The organism is Nocardiopsis halophila DSM 44494 (assembly GCF_000341245.1).
Taxonomy (GTDB): Bacteria; Actinomycetota; Actinomycetes; order Streptosporangiales; family Streptosporangiaceae; genus Nocardiopsis_A; species Nocardiopsis_A halophila.
The window spans coordinates 1-16,970 of the sequence record NZ_ANAD01000185.1 but is presented as its reverse complement, the minus strand read 5'-3'; the positions used below and the strand labels follow the sequence as shown (position 1 = coordinate 16,970).

The 16,970-nt window shown below is 74.6% G+C and carries 16 protein-coding genes and 1 tRNA gene; 14 read left to right on the top strand and 3 right to left on the bottom strand.

Annotated features, from left to right (window positions below; translation table 11 throughout):
* Positions 1-391 precede the first annotated feature (391 nt).
* Together D450_RS0121290 and D450_RS0121280 are read left to right on the top strand one after the other, a co-directional pair.
* Entirely contained in the window at positions 392-1,246 is an 855-nt protein-coding gene (locus D450_RS0121290) for a hypothetical protein (protein ID WP_017540674.1), read from the top strand.
* Between the two features lie 1,123 nt (positions 1,247-2,369).
* Positions 2,370-2,702, top strand: coding sequence for a thioredoxin family protein (locus D450_RS0121280; protein ID WP_017540672.1), 333 nt, complete (start codon positions 2,370-2,372; stop codon positions 2,700-2,702).
* A 37-nt stretch (positions 2,703-2,739) separates the two neighbouring features.
* Here D450_RS0121280 and D450_RS0121275 read toward each other — a convergent pair whose 3' ends face one another.
* Positions 2,740-3,435, bottom strand: a complete 696-nt coding sequence (locus tag D450_RS0121275; protein WP_017540671.1) for a GntR family transcriptional regulator — start codon at positions 3,433-3,435, stop codon at positions 2,740-2,742.
* Between the two features lie 283 nt (positions 3,436-3,718).
* Here D450_RS0121275 and D450_RS0121270 point away from each other — a divergent pair, with 283 nt between their 5' ends.
* From D450_RS0121270 to D450_RS0121250, 5 genes are all read left to right on the top strand, one after another.
* Positions 3,719-4,945, top strand: coding sequence for an NRAMP family divalent metal transporter (locus tag D450_RS0121270; protein WP_017540670.1), 1,227 nt, complete (start codon positions 3,719-3,721; stop codon positions 4,943-4,945).
* An 82-nt stretch (positions 4,946-5,027) separates the two neighbouring features.
* On the top strand, positions 5,028-5,822 hold the full coding sequence (locus tag D450_RS0121265; RefSeq protein WP_017540669.1) for a LamB/YcsF family protein: 795 nt from the start codon (positions 5,028-5,030) through the stop codon (positions 5,820-5,822).
* Positions 5,823-5,864: 42 nt separating this feature from the next.
* Positions 5,865-6,476, top strand: coding sequence for a 5-oxoprolinase subunit B family protein (locus tag D450_RS0121260; protein WP_017540668.1), 612 nt, complete (start codon positions 5,865-5,867; stop codon positions 6,474-6,476).
* 47 nt (positions 6,477-6,523) lie between these two features.
* Positions 6,524-7,393, top strand: a complete 870-nt coding sequence (locus tag D450_RS0121255) for a 5-oxoprolinase subunit C family protein (RefSeq protein ID WP_026128686.1) — start codon at positions 6,524-6,526, stop codon at positions 7,391-7,393.
* Positions 7,394-7,898: 505 nt separating this feature from the next.
* Complete coding sequence (locus tag D450_RS0121250; RefSeq protein ID WP_017540666.1) at positions 7,899-8,705, top strand: putative hydro-lyase; 807 nt, start codon at positions 7,899-7,901, stop codon at positions 8,703-8,705.
* A 49-nt stretch (positions 8,706-8,754) separates the two neighbouring features.
* Here D450_RS0121250 and D450_RS0121245 read toward each other — a convergent pair whose 3' ends face one another.
* A complete protein-coding gene (locus tag D450_RS0121245) occupies positions 8,755-10,551 on the bottom strand; it encodes a DUF7800 domain-containing protein (RefSeq protein WP_017540665.1) in 1,797 nt (598 codons plus the stop codon).
* 212 nt (positions 10,552-10,763) lie between these two features.
* On the opposite strand from D450_RS0121245, the gene D450_RS0121240 reads away from it, so the two are divergent.
* From D450_RS0121240 to D450_RS0121225, 4 genes are all read left to right on the top strand, one after another.
* On the top strand, positions 10,764-11,180 hold the full coding sequence (locus tag D450_RS0121240; RefSeq protein WP_026124321.1) for a YjbQ family protein: 417 nt from the start codon (positions 10,764-10,766) through the stop codon (positions 11,178-11,180).
* A gap of 167 nt (positions 11,181-11,347) precedes the next feature.
* The gene (locus tag D450_RS0121235; protein ID WP_017540663.1) at positions 11,348-11,779 is read left to right on the top strand and encodes a DUF3052 domain-containing protein; all 432 of its coding nucleotides are present in this window, start codon (positions 11,348-11,350) and stop codon (positions 11,777-11,779) included.
* Positions 11,780-11,927: 148 nt separating this feature from the next.
* Complete coding sequence (locus D450_RS0121230) at positions 11,928-12,389, top strand: peroxiredoxin (protein WP_026124322.1); 462 nt, start codon at positions 11,928-11,930, stop codon at positions 12,387-12,389.
* A 116-nt stretch (positions 12,390-12,505) separates the two neighbouring features.
* Positions 12,506-12,579, top strand: a tRNA-Val gene (locus D450_RS0121225).
* Positions 12,580-12,647: 68 nt separating this feature from the next.
* On the opposite strand, the gene D450_RS0121220 is transcribed toward D450_RS0121225, so the two are convergent.
* On the bottom strand, positions 12,648-13,163 hold the full coding sequence (locus D450_RS0121220) for a flavoprotein (protein ID WP_017540661.1): 516 nt from the start codon (positions 13,161-13,163) through the stop codon (positions 12,648-12,650).
* 404 nt (positions 13,164-13,567) lie between these two features.
* On the opposite strand from D450_RS0121220, the gene D450_RS0121215 reads away from it, so the two are divergent.
* From D450_RS0121215 to D450_RS30835, 3 genes are all read left to right on the top strand, one after another.
* Entirely contained in the window at positions 13,568-14,191 is a 624-nt protein-coding gene (locus tag D450_RS0121215; protein WP_039820768.1) for a TetR/AcrR family transcriptional regulator, read from the top strand.
* Between the two features lie 184 nt (positions 14,192-14,375).
* A complete protein-coding gene (locus D450_RS0121210) occupies positions 14,376-15,971 on the top strand; it encodes an alpha/beta fold hydrolase (protein ID WP_017540659.1) in 1,596 nt (531 codons plus the stop codon).
* Between the two features lie 60 nt (positions 15,972-16,031).
* The coding region (locus D450_RS30835) for an FUSC family protein (protein ID WP_449289477.1) at positions 16,032-16,970 on the top strand (939 nt) is incomplete at its 3' end.

Genomic DNA, 16,970 nt, shown 5'->3' with positions numbered 1-16,970 from the left:
ACCGTCTCTGAGCTGGGAAGGCCTGCTCCGTGGAGAGGGTCCGCCCACGCCGTCGACGCGGGCCGTCCGCGGTCCCCCGAGCCCCGTTTCCCCTCCCGGCGCGTCGACCCCCTTCATCCACAGGCGACCTGCTTTATCCCCGGTTGACCCGCGATGCGATAGACCTGGCCACACAGTGCGCGATCGTCGTCCGAGTGCTGGAACGCGGCGGTTGCCGCGGACGTTTGCGCAGGAGAGGATGAGAGGTGTGTTCCGCCTCTCTTCTCCCGTTCGGGGAGTGAACCTCCCTTGAGGCGGCGGCGTCCTGTCCGGTGAGCGGCCGGGAACAGGACGCTTCGAGGAGGGGCCGGCCGCACCGACGACGGCCATGTGAAGGTGTGGGGGCGTTGCAGTGGTGAAGAGGCTGTGGGAGACCGCGAAGCGGCTCTATGACGAGGCGGCCGAGGCCGTCCTCGCGCCGACCGAGTCCGGTCAGCTCTGGCGCAAGGTCCTGTTCTTCGTCCCGGTGCCGGTCCCCGTCCTCGCCCTCGTGGCGCTGATGGTCGGCGGTCAGGTGTCCGCGGCCGGCGTGTGGATCATGGCCTCGGCCTCGGTGGCGGTCGCCTCGCTGCTGCTCGCCTCGGTGGTCCAGCCCACCCCGCTGCCCGAGGGCCTGTCCACGGGCGCCTCGGTCCGCCGCTCGCTGCACCGGTTCCGGCAGATCACCTCGTTGCGGATCGCCCTCGCGCTGACCCCGGTCGTGNCGGGCGGCGGCCGCCTGCCGCTGCTGACCGCGCTCGCCCTGGCCTGGCCGCAACTGGTGCTGGCGGCGCCGACCTTCTTCGTGATCACCCGCGCCCGCCGGGCCATGGAGGCCTGGGGGACCAAGGCCTACCTGTGGGCGGGGCTGGCCCAGCCCGCCCCGGTGGAGTGGCCGCTGGCCACCGAGCTGGCCGCACGGGTCCGCGCCTTCCGCGCGGCGCGCGCCCAGGGCGCCCCGAACGCCGGGGAGAAGTCCTCCGCGGGCGGCGACGCCGGGGACGCGGGCGCCTCCGGCGAGGAGGCCGACGGGGAGGCCGAGGCCGCCACCGGCCTGCCGACCCGCCTGGCCACGCCCAGCGGCACCCGCTCCGAGCCCTCCGACCTGCTTCCGGGCTTCCCGGCCGAGGGCGCCCCGCCCGCGCGGCCCATCGCCCGGGGGAGCGCCGCCGGCCGTCGGCTGGGCCGCCTGGCCCGCCGCGACCGTCGGCCCCGCGCCAAGAGCTGACCGCACCGCACCGCGCGGCCGGGCAGGGGAGCGCCCCTGCCCGGCCGCGCGGCGTTTCCAGCGACATTTCCGTTCGGCTGCGGCGTTCCCGTGCTCGGTGCGCCGTCCTCGGGTCTCCGGAGAGCCCCGGCCGCGGGCGGGGCGCCGTTTCCGCAGGGACCTCACCGTTCCTGCCTGATCGCCTGTTCGGCGCCGCTTTGGGTCCTGTCCGCTGCGGTGCGCGCCCCTCCTCGGCGTTGATCTCGGGAAAGCCGGGGTAATACCGGCGAGTATTACCCCGGCTTTCCCGAGATCAACGGGGGTGTCGGTGCGGGCGGCGGGCCCTGTCCCTTTCCCGCGGGGAGAAGAGGTTCGGTGTCCGGGGTGAGGCCGGGTCGGCGACCGACGGCGGGCCGGTACGGCGCGGTGGGCCCCGGGAGCACACCCACGGGACGGAGGGGAAGAGGCGGCGAATTCGGCCGAGCCTAACGGCGCCCCCGATTCCACCTGCTGTCGTGGCCGTATGTGTTGTCACTATTGCCCTGCGTGACCACACCCTCGATACTCGATCCGGCGGACGGGCAGCGGCTCCACCGGAGCCGTCCCGGACGGGAGCGACATTCGAGAGGAAGTGCGATGCACGCTGGTGGGAAGAGTGTCCGCGCCGCGGGGGCGGTCGGGGGNGCCGGCGGCGGCCGCCGCCGCGATCGCCGGGGCGCCGTCGGCGTCGGCGCAGGAGGCGCAGGCGCAGCGGTCCCTGGCCGCGCCCCTGTCGTACTGCACCACCTGGATCGACGGCGAGTGGGGCAAGGCGCGGTGCTACAACGACGCCGGGTTCACCCGCACCGCGTGGATCCAGGTGACCTGTGTGGACTGGTGGGACCCGGACGTGCGCAACACCGCGACGGTGCAGCACGGCAGTGACGCGCTGCTGAGCGGCCACTGCTGGGGAGGCGTGGAGAAGGTCGAGGCCGGCTGGGAGTGATTCCGGGCCCGCGGGCGCGGGGGCCGGTGATGGGCGGCCCACCGCGTCCGCGGGTGCGTCGGCGGCCGCCCCGTCGGGTAGGAGAACGGTGGCACCGGTGGCGCGGCCGGTCCGGGGGCGGCCCTGCGCGCGCCCTTCACCCGGCAGAGGGGAGCCGTCATGGGGGACGAGGTCGTCCATGTGACCGATGAACGGTTCGAGGCGAAGGTCCTGGGGGCCGCCGAGCCGGTGCTGGTCGATTTCTGGGCGCGGTGGTCCGGGCCGAGCAAGTACATGGCCTCCGTCCTGGACGAGATCGCCGACGAGTACGCGGACCGGCTGACCGTCGCCCGGCTGGACATCGACCACGACACCGCCACGCCTCCCGCCTACAAGGTCGAGAGGGTGCCGACCCTCATCCTCTTCAACGGCGGCGTGGAGGTCGGGAGGAAGGCCGGATCGCTCACCGCCCACCAGGTGCGCGAGTTCATCGACCGCCTGCTCCCCGAGTGACCGGCGGCCCGGAAGACCCCGTCGTCCGGGCCCTGCCTCACCCGGGCTCTGCGGAGAAGGCCTCCACCAGCTGCCGTTCGGCCGTGTCGAAGTAGTCGGCCAGCTCGTCGGCCGCCTCCTGGAGGCGGCCCTCTTCCAAGAGGCGGTGGATGCGGCGGTTCAGGGCGACGTAGGGGACGTGGAAGTCCCGGGGGGCCGCCATCGCGTGGAAGACCAGGCGCAGCTCGGCCAGCAGGCGCCGCACCACCTCGTCGGTCCGGGGGCTGTCCGCCAGCGCCGCCAGCGCCTGGTGGAAGCGCATGTTGGCGGTGCCCACCCCCCACCAGTCGCCGCGCCCGGCGGCCGCCTCGCCCTCCTGCACGGCGGCCCCCACCCGCGCCACCGCGCCCTGCGGGGCCCGGTCGGCGCGGCGGACCGCGTCCAGTTCCAGGGCGCGCCGCACCCGGTACAGGTCGACCACGTCCTCCAGCTCGGGCACGGCGACGAACACGCCGCGGTTGAACCGGTGCACCAGCAGCCGCTCGTGGCCCAGCAGCCGGAACGCCTCGCGCAGGGTGTTCCGGGACACCCCCAGGGCCTGGCCGAGGGCCTCCTCCGACAACCGCGCCCCCGGGGCGAGGTCGCCGTCGATGATCCGCTCGCGCAGCGCGTCCGCCACGCGCTCGGCGGTGCTCGACCGCTCCAGCGCCCCCCGCAGTGCGGCCAGCGCCTCCAGCCCCTCGCTCGTCGTCACCCTGGTCCCCGCTCCGTCGCCGCGTGTGCCCGATCCGTCGGCGGGGCCGGCCCGGGCGGCCCCGCCCTCCAATTCTGTCGGACGCGCCCGAGGCCCGCGGTGCGGGGCGTGCGGGCGCCAGCGGTGACCCCGTTCACGGAGGGGTGTGGCTTGGAACGCGTGACGGGGGTACGATGACCTCCGCCCGCGCGATCGGTGAATTGTTCAACAATCCTCATGACGACCGTGCGGTGGCCCGTGTTCCCCATCCCCCGCAGCGGGATCCCAGACCAGCGAGGTCCGCATGAGCACCACCACGACCACCCCCGCCCGCGGGCGCGGTGTGCTTCTGGGCGCCATGTTCCTGATGGCGACCAGCGCCGTCGGCCCCGGATTCATCACCCAGACCACCGAGTTCACCGCGACGTTGGGCGCGGCCTTCGCCTTCGCCATCCTCGTCTCGATCGTCGTCGACATCGCCGTCCAGCTGAACTTGTGGCGGATCATCGGGGTGGCCGGCATGCGCGCCCCCGAGCTGGCCAACAAGGTCCTGCCGGGCGCCGGGTACGTGCTGGCGGCCCTGATCGTCTTCGGCGGCCTGGTCTTCAACATCGGCAACATCGGCGGCACCGCCCTGGGCCTGGACGCGCTCGCCGGCGTCGACGTGCGCATCGGCGGGGCGGTATCGGCGCTCATCGCCATCGCGATCTTCCTCAGCAAGCGCGCGGGCATGGCCATGGACCGCATCATCGTCGTGCTCGGCGTGCTGATGATCGCGCTGACCCTCTACGTCGCCTTCTCCTCCTCCCCGCCGGTCGGGGAGGCGCTGCGCGGGGCGGTGGCGCCGGGCGCGCTCGGTTCGGCGGAGTTCACCGCCATCGTCACCATCATCGGCGGCACCGTCGGCGGCTACATCACCTACGCCGGGGCGCACCGCCTCATCGACGCCGGGGTCACCGGCCGGGAGAACCTGCGCGCCATCTCGCGCGCCTCGGTCACCGGGATCGTCGTCACCGGCGTCATCCGCGTGCTGCTCTTCCTGGCGGTGCTGGGCGTGGTCACCGGCGGCGCCGCCATCGCCGACGCCGACAACGCGCCCGCCGCCGCCTTCCAGGCCGCCGCCGGCGAGGTCGGCCTGCGCCTGTTCGGCATGATCATGTGGGCCGCGGCGATCAGCTCGGTCATCGGCGCCTCCTACACCTCGGCCTCCTTCATCACCGCGTTCTCCCCGGCGCTGCGCCGCCGCTCCACCTGGGTGGTGGCCGCCTTCATCGCCGTGTCGGCCGCCGCCTACCTGCTGCTCGGCCAGGCGCCGGGCACCCTGCTGGTGATGGCCGGCGCCATCAACGGCCTCATCCTGCCGGTGGGGCTGGCGCTGATGCTGTGGGTGGGCTGGCGCCGCTCGCACGACCTGCTGCACGGCTACCGCTACCCGCGCGGGCTGCTGCTCCTGGGGGCCGCGGTATGGGTGCTGACCGTGTACATGGGGTGGAGCGCCCTGTCGGGCATCGCCGCCCTGTGGGGCGCCTGAGGGCGGCCCCGCGCCGCCGCCTTGCGCACAGCCGCGGCGGCACCGACCCTGACGACCACGAGACGAGGAGGGGACCGAGCCCGTGCGCATCGACCTCAACGCCGACCTGGGCGAGAGCTTCGGCCGCTGGGAGCTCGGCGACGACGAGGCGCTGCTGGCCATCGTCACCAGCGCCAACGTCGCCTGCGGCTTCCACGCGGGTGACCCGACCGTGCTGCGCGGCGCCTGCCGGGGGGCGGTGCGCACCGGGGCGGCCGTCGGGGCCCAGGTGGGCTACCGGGACCTGGCCGGTTTCGGCCGCCGGTTCATCGACGCCGCGCCCGAGGACCTGGCGAACGACGTGCTGTACCAGATCGGCGCCCTGGACGGCATCGCCCGCGCCAGCGGGGGGCGCGTCGCCTACGTCAAACCGCATGGCGCGCTCTACAACGCGATCGTGCACCACGAGGAGCAGGCGCAGGCCGTGGCGGCCGCCGTGCGCGACTTCGCCCCGGGGACGCCCGTGCTGGGCCTGCCCGGCTCGGCGTGGCTGAGCGCGGCCGAGCGCGCCGGGCTGCGCCCGGTGCGGGAGGCCTTCGCCGACCGCGCCTACACCCCCCAGGGCACCCTGGTGCCGCGCCGGGAGCCGGGGGCGGTGCTGCACGACGCCGGGGAGATCGCCGAGCGGTGCGTGCGCATCGTGCGGGGCGAGCCCATCGCGGCGGTCGACGGCACCCCGGTGCGGGTCGAGGCCGAGTCGCTGTGCGTGCACGGCGACAGCCCCGGAGCCGTGGAGACGGCCCGGGCCGTGGCCGCGGCCCTGCGCGCCGAGGGCGTGGAGCTGGCCCCCTTCGCCGGGGCCGACGGCGCCGGCGGGGAAGGGGGCCGACATGCGTGACGGCGCCGGAGCGGCCGCCGCGAAGGACGCGGGGGAGCGGCCGTGCGCGTGCTGAACTGCGGCGACTCCGGGGTCCTGGTGGAGGTCGCCGACCTCGGCGAGGCGCTGGCCCTGCAGGCCGCGCTCGCCGAGGACCCCGTGCCCGGGGTGACCGAGACCGTCCCGGCCGCCCGCACCGTGCTGCTCAAGGTCGACCCGGGCGCCCCGGGCGGGGCGCGCGCCGTGGCCGCGGCCGCCGCCCGGCTCCGCCCGCGCCCGGGGGCGCTGCCGCGCGGCGGCGAGGTGGAGATCGAGGTCCAGTACGACGGCGCGGACCTGGGCGAGGTCGCCGAGCTCACCGGGCTGACCGAGCGCGGGGTGGTCGAGGCGCACACCGGCGCCCACTGGACCGTGGCCTTCGGCGGGTTCGCCCCCGGCTTCGGCTACCTGGTCGGCGACGACCGCCGGCTGGACGTGCCGCGCCGCGGCGAGTCCCGCACCCGGGTGCCCGCCGGGTCCGTGGCGCTGGCGGGGGGCTTCGGCGGGGTGTACCCGCGCAGCTCCCCGGGCGGGTGGCGGCTGCTGGGGCGCACCGACGCGGTGGTGTGGGACCTGGACCGGGACCCGCCCGGCCTGCTGGTGCCCGGCACCCGGGTGCGGTTCCGCGAGGTGTGAACCGCCGCCGGGGGACCGGGGCGGACGAGAGCGAGGGGGGACGAGAGGTGGCGCAGGGGGCACTGGAGGTGCTCGCGCCCGGGCCGCTGGCGACCGTGCAGGACGCCGGGCGGCACGGCCACGCCGCGTTGGGCGTGGGGACGTCGGGGGCCGCGGACGCCGCGTCCTACGCCCTGGCCAACCGGCTGGTGGCCAACCCGGAGGGTGCGGCGGCGCTGGAGGCGACCATGGGCGGGCTGGTGCTGCGCGCCCGCGGACGGGTGTGGGCGGCGGTGACCGGCGCCCCGTGCCCGGTGCGGGCGGGCGGACGCGGCGCCGCGTGCGCCGAGGTGCTGCTCCTGCGCGACGGCGAGGAGTTGCACCTGGGGGCGCCCGAGCGCGGGCTGCGCACCTACGTCGCGGTGCGCGGCGGCGTGGACGTGCCCCCTGTGCTCGGCTCGCGCAGCACCGACCTGCTGTCGGGGCTGGGGCCGGCGCCGCTGCGGGCGGGCGACGTGCTGCCGGTGGGGACGCCCCCGCGCGCCTTCCCGGTGCTGGACGCCGCCCCCGGGCCGCGGGTGGGCGGGGACCGGGTGGAGCTGGGCGCGGTGCTCGGCCCGCGCGACGACTGGTTCGCCCCCGAGGCGGTGGAGTCCCTGCTGGACGCGGAGTTCGAGGTGACCGGCCGCAGCGACCGGGTGGGCATGCGCCTGGCCGGGCCGCCGCTGCCCCGCGCGGTGGAGGGGGAGCTGCCGACGGAGGGGATGGTCGCCGGGTCCCTCCAGGTGCCGCCGGACGGCGAGCCGGTGCTGTTCCTGGCCGACCACCCGGTGACGGGCGGCTACCCGGTGATCGCCGTGGTGCGCGCCGCCGACCTCCCCCGCGCGGCCCAGGCCCGCCCGGGGACGAGGCTGGTGTTCACCGCCGTTTCCGTGTGACGGGGGCGGAGGCCGTTCGGGGCGGGCGCCGGGTGCCTGCTCGCCGGGCGGGAGGCCGCCATCGGCCGGTGGGCCCCTCGGGCCGGTGGGCCCCTCGGGGTCCTGGCTGCGGCGGCCGGGCAGCGCCGCCACGCCGGCGGACGCGAGCGGAGACGGAGCGGTGGGTACACGGCCCGGTCGTGCACCACGTGGTGGTTCCCCGACCTCGACGGACCCGCTCGCCTCCGAGACCGGACCCGGGCGGCCGAACGGCCGGACCTGCGGGGCGCGGGCGAACGGGCGTGCTGCGGTCGGCCCCTCCATCCGTCCCCTTCGCCCCGCCCGGTGAAGCGCTCGGTACCGATGGGGACGGGAGGATACGCCGCCCCGACGGCCCCGGTCCGACGGTCCGCCCCCTGCGGGGCAGGGGCGTCGCAGCCCCTCCACTTCTGGAACCGCGTTTCGCCGACCCCGCCGGCGCCCTTCGTCCCGGACGGCGGGCACGAATACGACAGGAGGAGAGAGCATGTCGACGCCTACGCCCACCCTTCCCGAGGACCCTTCGGGGCTCGCGCCCGCGCAGGCCCGCGCGCTGTTCCGGGCCGGGCTCCAGGTGCCCACGTCCGGTGTCAGTGCCGGGTACGCCCAGGCCAACCTCATCGCGCTGCCCCGCGCCTGGGCCTTCGAGTTCCTGCTGTTCGCCCAGCGCAACCCCAAGGCCTGCCCGGTGCTCGACGTCGCCGAGGACGGCGACGTCCGTGCGCCCCTCTTCGACGGGGACCTGCGCACGGACCTGCCCGCCTACCGGGTCTACGAGCACGGACGGCCGGTCTCCGAGACCACCGACGTGTCCGCCCACTGGAGGCCGGACCTGGTGTCCTTCCTCATCGGGTGCAGCTTCACCTTCGAGGGGCCGCTGCTGGACGCCGGGATCCCCGTCCGGCACATCGAGGCCGGGACCAACGCCGCCATGTACCGCACCTCGCGCCCCTGCCGGCCCGCCGGACGGCTGTCCGGGCCGCTCGTGGTCTCCATGCGCCCGATCCCCGCCGACCGGGTGGCCGACGCGGTGCGGATCACCTCCCGCTACCCGGCGGTGCACGGCGCCCCGGTGCACGTCGGCGACCCGGCAGGGCTCGGCATCGCCGACCTGTCCCGCCCCGACTACGGCGACCCGGTAGAGGTCCGCCCGGGAGAGGTGCCCGTGTTCTGGGCCTGCGGGGTCACCCCGCAGGCCGCCGTCACCGCCTCCGCCCCCGAGTTCGCCATCGGCCACGCCCCCGGCCACATGGCCGTCACCGACGCACGGGACGCCGACTACCAGGTGCCCTGACCCGCGGTCCCGAGGCCGAGGTGCCGTCCCGGGGCCGGGGAGGGCGCGGCTAGAGCTCGTGGGAGGTGCCCTCGTCGACGCTCAGGCCGCCGGAGTCCCCGCCGCCGCCCCGGAGCCACGCCACCTCGGCCCGGCGTCCCTGGAGGACCAGCTCGGCGATGGCGTTCTCGAACCACGGCCCCTCGTCCAGGCCCCACTCCAGCAGCGGAGGGCGCACCCCGGCCGACCGGGCCATGACCGCGCCCGCCGCCGCCGTGGAGGCGCCCGCGGCCAGCCGCGCCGCGCTCCGCATCTTCGGAGGCAGACGGTTGCACAGGGGCGACGACACCAGTTGGGCGATGCGCGTCCCACCGCCCTCGGCGGCGCGCCGTCCGACCGCCCGGTGGGAAGGCCGAGCGCGGGCCAGATAGGAGAAGTGGACGTCCCCGGAGAGGAATAGGGCGGTGGCGGGCGCGGCCCCGCGCCCGCCGGAGGCCACCTCCAGGAGCGCGCGGGACACCGCCTCGAAGGACCGCCCGAACGCCGGCCAGTGCTCCAGGTCCAGCGCGCGGCGCAGCCGCTCGGCCGGTGCGCGGAAGCGGTCGCCCCACGCGCCGGAGGCCAGCGCCTCGTTCCAGGCCTCCAGGCGGTGCACCGCCTTGGGCAGGAGGAAGGGCAGGGTCGAGGCGATCAGCAGGTGGTCGGTGTCCCCGGTCAGGCGCTCGTCGAGCCACGCCGCCCCGGGAGCGCCCAGGATGTCCCTGCGGCGGTCGTCGGCCACGTCCCGCCCGGCCCGCGTGTCGACCATGAGCAGGCGCGCAGGGCCGATCTCGTGCCCGTGGCTCCACACCTTGCCCTGCGGCCGCCGGTGCCAGTCCAGCGCCGCGGCGTCCAGCGCCCCGCCGGCGTCACCCGCGGCGTCCGTGCCGTTGGCGGTGTCCGCGGCGTCCGTGCCGTCCCCCGTCCTGAGGACCTCCGTGAAGAGCGGGTCCGCCTCCCGCTCCTCCCCGGTCAGGTTGCCCAGGTGCTGGTAGACCCAGTACGTGCCCAGCCCCGACACGATCCGGTGCCGCCACCAGGGCGAGGCGTCCATCTCCTCCCGCCAGGCGCCCGAGGTGTTCCAGTCGTCCCGCACGTCGTGGTCGTCGAAGAGCATCAGCGTGGGCACGGTCGACAGCAGCCAGCGCACGTCCGGGTCGGTCCACGAGCGGCGGTACAGCTCGGCGTACTCGTCGTAGAAGACCACCTCGTCCCCGGGCGGCCTGGCCTCGGCGTGCGCCTGCGCCCGCTCCCCCTCGGCCCGCGCGCGCTCGCGCGCCAGGAAGTCCTTCATCCCGGGCTGGAGCTCGTCGGCGTAGACCTGGTCCCCGATCAGCAGCAGCGCCGTCGGTTCGAGGGGCGACGGTGCGCCGTCCGGGGCGGCGACGCTGCCCTCGCCCGCCTCCCGGCGCAGCCGCGCCAGTCGGCGCGCGTAGGCGCGCAGCATGTCGCCGCCGTAGCGGCGCACCGCCCCGGGGGAGTGGTCGATCGGGGTGCGGCAGGAGCCGAACGCCAGCCGCACCTGTGCCTCCCGGTCCCGCGACGGGGTGGTCACCCGGCTGGGCGGGTGCTCCGAGGCCGGGTCGGGCCACACACGCGCCCCGTCCACCTCCACGGTGTAGGGCGTCGACGACCCCGGCTCCAGGCCCCGGAGTTCGCACAGGGCGTAGTGGTGGCCGTGCACCGTGAACGTGCGGGCCCGCGCCCGTGCCGCGCCCGCGGCGACCGCGACCTCGGCGGGGGCCCCGGTCTCCACCCACACCGTCGCCGTCGTCGGCGTCGTCTTCCGCAGCACCGGGCCCAGCCGAAGGTCGGCTCCCACGTCCACCTCTCATCCTCGTCCTCGCCGCCGCGCCGTCCCGTGACCGGTGGTCCGGGGCGCCTGCGGCTCCGGTGCCGAGTATGGCGCGCCCGCGGTGCGGTAGTCACCCTGGCCACCGGTCCCGAACCGGGACGGGCCGGGCGGCGGTGCCGGACGGATACGGTCGAATCGCCCCTGAAGTGGTTCGACACGCCGCTCGGGTGGGTAACCGTTGCCGCATGCGGACAAGAACAGTGGAGCTGCGCACCGGGGACTCCGAAGGGGTCTTCGACATCACCCGAGAGTGCGTCTCCTTCACCTCCGAGGCCGGTGGGGACGGGCTGTTGAACGTCTTCGTGCCGCACGCGACGGCCGGGGTGACGGTGATGGAGCTGGGTGCCGGTTCCGACGACGACCTGCTGGCGGCCCTGCGGGACCTGCTGCCGGCCGACGACCGGTGGCGGCACCGGCACGGGTCGCCCGGGCACGGGCGCTCGCACGTGATGCCGGCGATGATCGCGCCCTACGCCACGCTCCCGGTGCTGGACGGGCGTCCGGCGCTGGGGACGTGGCAGTCGGTGGCGGTCGTCGACCTCAACGTGGACAACCCGCGACGCACGGTGCGGCTCTCCTTCTTGACGGGCCCGGGCGAGTGAGCAGGATGGTAAGTGCCACCGGCATCAGGGCACGCGTTGACGGATGAGGGCCCCAGCGTGTGAACTTAGCCAGCAAAAGGCGGGTACGACCCGGCCGCAGACACCGCGACGGAGCGGGGGCGGCCCATGGGCGGGCCGGCAGAAAATGATTCTGGAGGAGGACTTTCGTGAGCGCGACCGCGGGCCAGGCGCAAAGCGACCGTAGCCTGGCCGACCGACTCGGGTTCAAGCCGGGTCAGGTGGTGCAGGAGTTCGGCTACGACGACGACGTGGACGAGCAGCTGCGCGCGTCGATCGTTGAGATCACCGGCGAGCAGCTGGTCGACGAGGACGACGACGCCATCGTCGACGCCGCGCTGCTGTGGTGGCGCAGCGACGAGGAGGACGACCTGACCGACGTCCTGGTGGACGTCCTCGGCTCGGTCGAGGGGGGCGGGGTCATCCTCGTGCTGACGCCCAAGGCCGGGCGCGACGGGCACGTTCCGCCGAACGACGTCGCGGAGGCGGCGTCCACGGCGGGCCTGTCGCAGACCAGCGCCGTGAGCGCAGGTGCCGACTGGTCGGGGACCCGGCTGGTGACGCCGAAGGTGAAGCACTGAGAGGCCGCCGCGAGGGTCGTGCCCGGACGGTCACGGCCGCAGTGCCGGACGCCTTCCACCTGCCCTAGGCTTGGCCGCGCGGGGCGCCCGGTCCGAGCCGGACCGTCGGCGCCCCGCCGCCGAACCGGCCACCTAGGAAGGTATGCGCATGTCCATCGAGACGGGGCAGCAGGCTCCCGACTTCGAGCTCTCGGACCAGCACGGGCAGACGGTCAAGCTGTCCGACTTCAAGGGCCGCAAGAACGTGGTCCTGGTCTTCTACCCGCTCGCGTTCTCGGGCGTCTGCGAAGGGGAGCTCTGCTCGCTGCGCGACAACATCTCCGACTTCCAGGGCGAGGACGTCCAGCTGCTCAGCGTGTCGGTGGACTCGATGTTCGCCCACCGGGCATGGGCCGACCAGGAGAACCTGGAGTACCCGCTGCTGTCGGACTTCTGGCCGCACGGCGAGGTCGCCAAGGCCTACGGCGTGTTCGACGAGGACAAGGGCGTTGCGGTGCGCGGCACCTTCCTGATCGACAAGGAGGGCGTGGTGCGCTGGAAGGTCGTCAACCCGATCTCCCAGGCCCGTGACATCGAGGACTACCGCAAGGCCCTGGCCGAGCTCAGCTGAGCCCGCCCAGCGCCCGGGCGTGCGCCCCTGCCCCACAGGGACGCACGCCCCGCCCGCCCCCGCCCGAGGACACGGCACGACCCGGTACCATTTCAAGCGGTCGAACACCGTTTTCAGGGCGCATAGCTCAGTTGGTCAGAGCATCCGGCTTACAACCGGAAGGTCACAGGTTCGAGCCCTGTTGCGCCCACCCTTTGTGAAGCCTCTTGGTGATGGCGGAGGCGGGACTGGTCGTTGCGTTCTCGTTCGGCTCGTGCGCTAGGCGGTCGCGGCGGATTCCACGGTGTCGACGACCGTCTGCCATGACGGGATGCCGCTCTCAGGGGCCTTGAGGGTCGTCACGGGCGGCAGGCCGGCCAGGAACCGCAGGTGCTGTTCGTAGGCCGGGTGTGCCGCCAGTGGGGCTCCGGCCTTGGGGACGATCACTGTGGGGACCCGGTGGCCGAGCATCTCGCACATCAGCGCGACCGCGAAGTTGTCGGTGATTCCTGTGGCCAGCTTGTTCGTGGAGTTGAAGGAGAGCGGGCAGGCCAGGACCGCGTCGGGCGGCGGCAGGCTCTTTCCGGTGCCGGGCAGGCGGAAGTCGACGCGCACCTCCTCGCCGGTGATGGCGGCGATCCGCTCGGTGTCGTGGAAGCGGTGCCCCGTGGGCGTGGACAGGACCGTCATCTTCCATCCGCGCTCGTGGAGCATGCCGACCAGGTCGACGACGGGTTCCTCGTCGGTGACGGTGGCCCCGGAGACGATGAGGTAGAGGGTTCGCTCGTCAGGCATGCCCCGAAGTCAATCGCACCCCGCCCTGAGGGGGCACGGCACCCTCGGGTGGCCGCCGCGAGGGCGGCCGGGAGCCGGTGGAGGCTGCGGCTCACTGGGCGAGGCCGGTGTGCGGGTGCCATCGTTCGGGCAGGGGGAGGCCCCTCCTGGGGATTCCGAGTACTCGGTGACGAGGTCCGGCGCGCGTAGGCAGGGCTTTGGAGCGAGGGGGCGGCGCACCACCGGTCCCCAGTCGGCGGGTGCCGGCCGGCTCGGGTGGATCCACGGGTGCGCCGGAGGAGGTCCTGAGGGTCGGTCCTCCTCGTTCCGGGGCGGAGAGTCCATCGACGGGAGGCCCGTGTCCTGGCGATGCGCACCGGGGACCCGTGCTTGCAAAAATATATAGACCGGTCTATTTTTTAGCCATGACCGGAACCAAAGGTGCCCAGACCAGCGCGCGGCTGGTGGAGTCGATGCTCGAACTGATCCAGACCCGCGGCTACAGCGGCACGGGCCTCAACACCGTGGTGGAGTACGCAGGCGCTCCGAAGGGGTCGCTGTACTTCCACTTCCCCGAAGGCAAGGAGGCGCTCGGCGAGAAGGCGGTCGAGCTGGCGGCCGACCGGTTCCGTTCCCTGGTGGCCGACGCGGCCCTGGAAGCGCAGACTCCGGGGGAGGTGGTCGCCCGCGTGGTCGACGTCCTGGCCGGGCTCCTCGAGGACGGCGACTTCCTGTTTGGATGCCCGGTCTCGGTGGTCACCCTGGAGACGGCGGCGCAGAGCGACCGCCTGCGGGGCGCTTGCGCCACCGCCTTCGACTCCTGGATCGAGCCGGTGGCCGAGTACCTCGCCGCGCACGGCCGTCCCCGCTCCACAGCGGTCACACTGGCGACCAGCGCCGTCAGCATGGTCGAGGGGGCGATGATCGTCTCGCGCGCCCAGCGGTCGGTGGAGCCGATGCGGTGTGCGGCCCGCACGCTCGCGGTGCTGCTGGACCGGGAGGACCACGACGATCAGGACGCCCCTGCGATGGCGGGGGACCCCGCATGAGGCCGGCGGAGCGGCACGCCCTGGTGTTCGGAGCCACCGGCTTCCTCGGGCGACACCTGATCCTCGCGCTCGGCCGGGAGGGCGTGCGGGTCAGCGCGGCCGGCCGGAGCCGGGCGTCGTACCGGCGGCTGGCCCACTNCCGGCCCCCGCCGACGTCCGCGTCGACTTCGCGGCGGAGGGGGCGTTGGTCCAGGGCGATACGGCCGGATGGGAGAGCGTCACCGAGATCTACAACTGCGCCGGTGCCTACCGGTTCGGGATGCGGCCCGAAGAGGCGCGCAGGGCCAACGTGGACAGTGTCCGCGCGATCGTCGCACTTGCGGCACGCGCCCCGCGCCTGCGCCGCCTGGTGCACGTCTCCGGATACCGGGTAGGCGGGCAGGATCCGGCGTCGGTGCCGTGGAGCGATGAGCACAGGCGGCGCACCTACTCGGCGCTGGGCGCCTACGAGGCCTCCAAGGTCGAGGCGGACGCCGTGCTCCAGGCCGAGGCGGACGCCCTGGGCGTCCCCTGGACCATCGTCAACCCCTCCACGGTGATCGGGGACAGCACCACCGGCGAGTCCGACCAGTACCTGGGCCTCGCCTCGAGCGTGCGGGACGTCTGGCAGGGCACTCTGGCGGCCCTGCCCGGCACGTCGGCGACGTTCGTACCCGTGGTCACGGCCGACCACTTCGCCCGGTTCACGGCGCTGCTCCCTTCGGACGCCTCCACGGAGCGCGCCTCCTACTGGGTCCTGGACGACCGCACGCCCGCACTCCCCGACCTGCTCGCGCTGGTCGCTCGGCACTATGGGGCGAAGCCTCCCCGCGCCCGTGTCCCGGCGCCCCTGCTGAAGCTGCTGCCCCGGCGTCTCACCAAGGCCGACCCGGAGACCCTCACCTTCCTCTCCAGCGACCGCTACCCGACGGCACCGGCGGTCGAGTTCGCCGCGCGCCACGGCCTGGCCATGCCGGACACGGCCGATTCGGTCCTGCGCTGGGCCGACCACCTAGCCGCCCACCGGTTCGGGGAAGCGCCCGCCGGCGAACGGTGGTTCACCCGCCTCGGCGGGGTCCGGACGTTCCAGATCGGCGAAGCGGAGGCCTCCACCGTGCTCCTGCCGGGGCTGCCGGTGAACGCCGACACGTGGGCCCCTGTGAGCGAGGCGGTGGGCGCCCGCGTCGTGGACCTTCCCGGTCTGGGCATGAGCGGGGGAGGGCCCGGCGACTGGCCGAAGTGGTCGAGCGCGCTCGTGGCCGAGGCGGGCGCCCGGCACCTGGTGGGGCACTCGATCGGTGCGGCGGCCGCCGTGGAGGCCGCCGCGGCCCACCCCGACCCGGTGGACCGGATCACGCTCGTGGCACCCTTCTTCCTCCAGGCGCCGGCACCGCCCTCCGCCGGGTGGAAACCGCTGGTGCGCCGCTATCTGAGGAACGTCGATGCGGGGGCGCTGGCGCAGCGGCTCACCGGGGACGCCGCGCACGCCGAAGTCCTGGAGGCGAGCGTCGCCGACCTGCGCCGCGGTGATGTGGCGGGCACCGCGGCCCGCCTCCTGGCCGAGAGCGCCGAGCCAGGGCGGCGAGCGGAACTGCAGGGGGCGTTGGCGCGCTACCCGGGAAAGGTGCACGTCATCGTCGGATCCGACGATCCACTGACCGTGGAGGCAATGGCGCTCCTGGACGGGCTTCCCCAGGCCGACGTCTCCGTCATCGCCGGGGCCGGCCACCACCCGCAGTTGACCCACCCGATGGAGACCGCACACGCCATCGCCGGCGGGGCGCCCGACCGCGTGGCCTGACCGAGTGAGAGGGGCGGGGCGCGCGACGGCGAGAGCCCCGCCGGGCGGCCTCTGGCGGGCATGCTCGGACGCCGGTCTCGGAAAGTCCGTCCTTCCTGGCGAGTTCGGCACCCTTTTCGGGGGAGCGGGCGGTGTAGTGGGGGTAGTCGGACGGGGCGGTTCGTGGTTCGAGCGGGGGAGGTGAGGGCGATGACGCATGGGGGAGCGGCCCATGGAGACGCCGAGGCGCCGGTCAAAGGACCCTGGCACCGGTTCATGGAGATGCTGCGGCGCGCCCGGGACTATGCGGGCCCGGAGCGGGACCGGACGCTGTTCATCCTCAAGGGGACGGCGGCCGCCACGATCGCCTGGGCCGCCGCCGACACCGTGCTCCAAGCGCAGTCGCCGGCGTTCGCCCCGTTCGCCGCGCTGGTGATGGTGCAGATCTCGGTCCGCGAGTCCCTACTGCGCTCGCTGCGGTTCGCCCTGGCCGCGAGCATCGGCGTCTCCCTGCAGGGCGTCCTCGGGTTCTGGCTCGACCCGAGCGTGTGGACGTTCGCCGCGGTCGCGTTCACGGCCCTGGCGCTGGGCCAGTGGGGCCGGCTGGGACCCCAGGGGGACCTGGTGGCGACGTCGGCCTTCTTCGCGTATTCGGTCTTCGTCATGCAGGGCGCCTCCGGCGACCGCCTGGCACTCCTGGCCGAACTCGTGGTGCTCGTCGTCGTGGGGTGCGCGGTCGGCATCGCGGTGAACCTCCTCGTCTTCCCGCCGCTGCGGCTGTACGACGCGCGGTACGGGCTCGCCAGCCTGGCCTCGGCCCTGCGCGACCTGCTGTCCGACCTGTCCTCCGTGCTCGGCGAGCGGGAACCCACCTCCCACGAGACGTCGGACTTCTGGAACCGGGGCAGGCGGGTGGAGTCGCTGGCCTCGCAGGCCCAGGAGACCATCGGCAACGCCGAGGACAGCCTGTACTGGAACCCGCGGCNGGCTCCTGCTGTCCAGCCGGCCGCCGATGCGGGT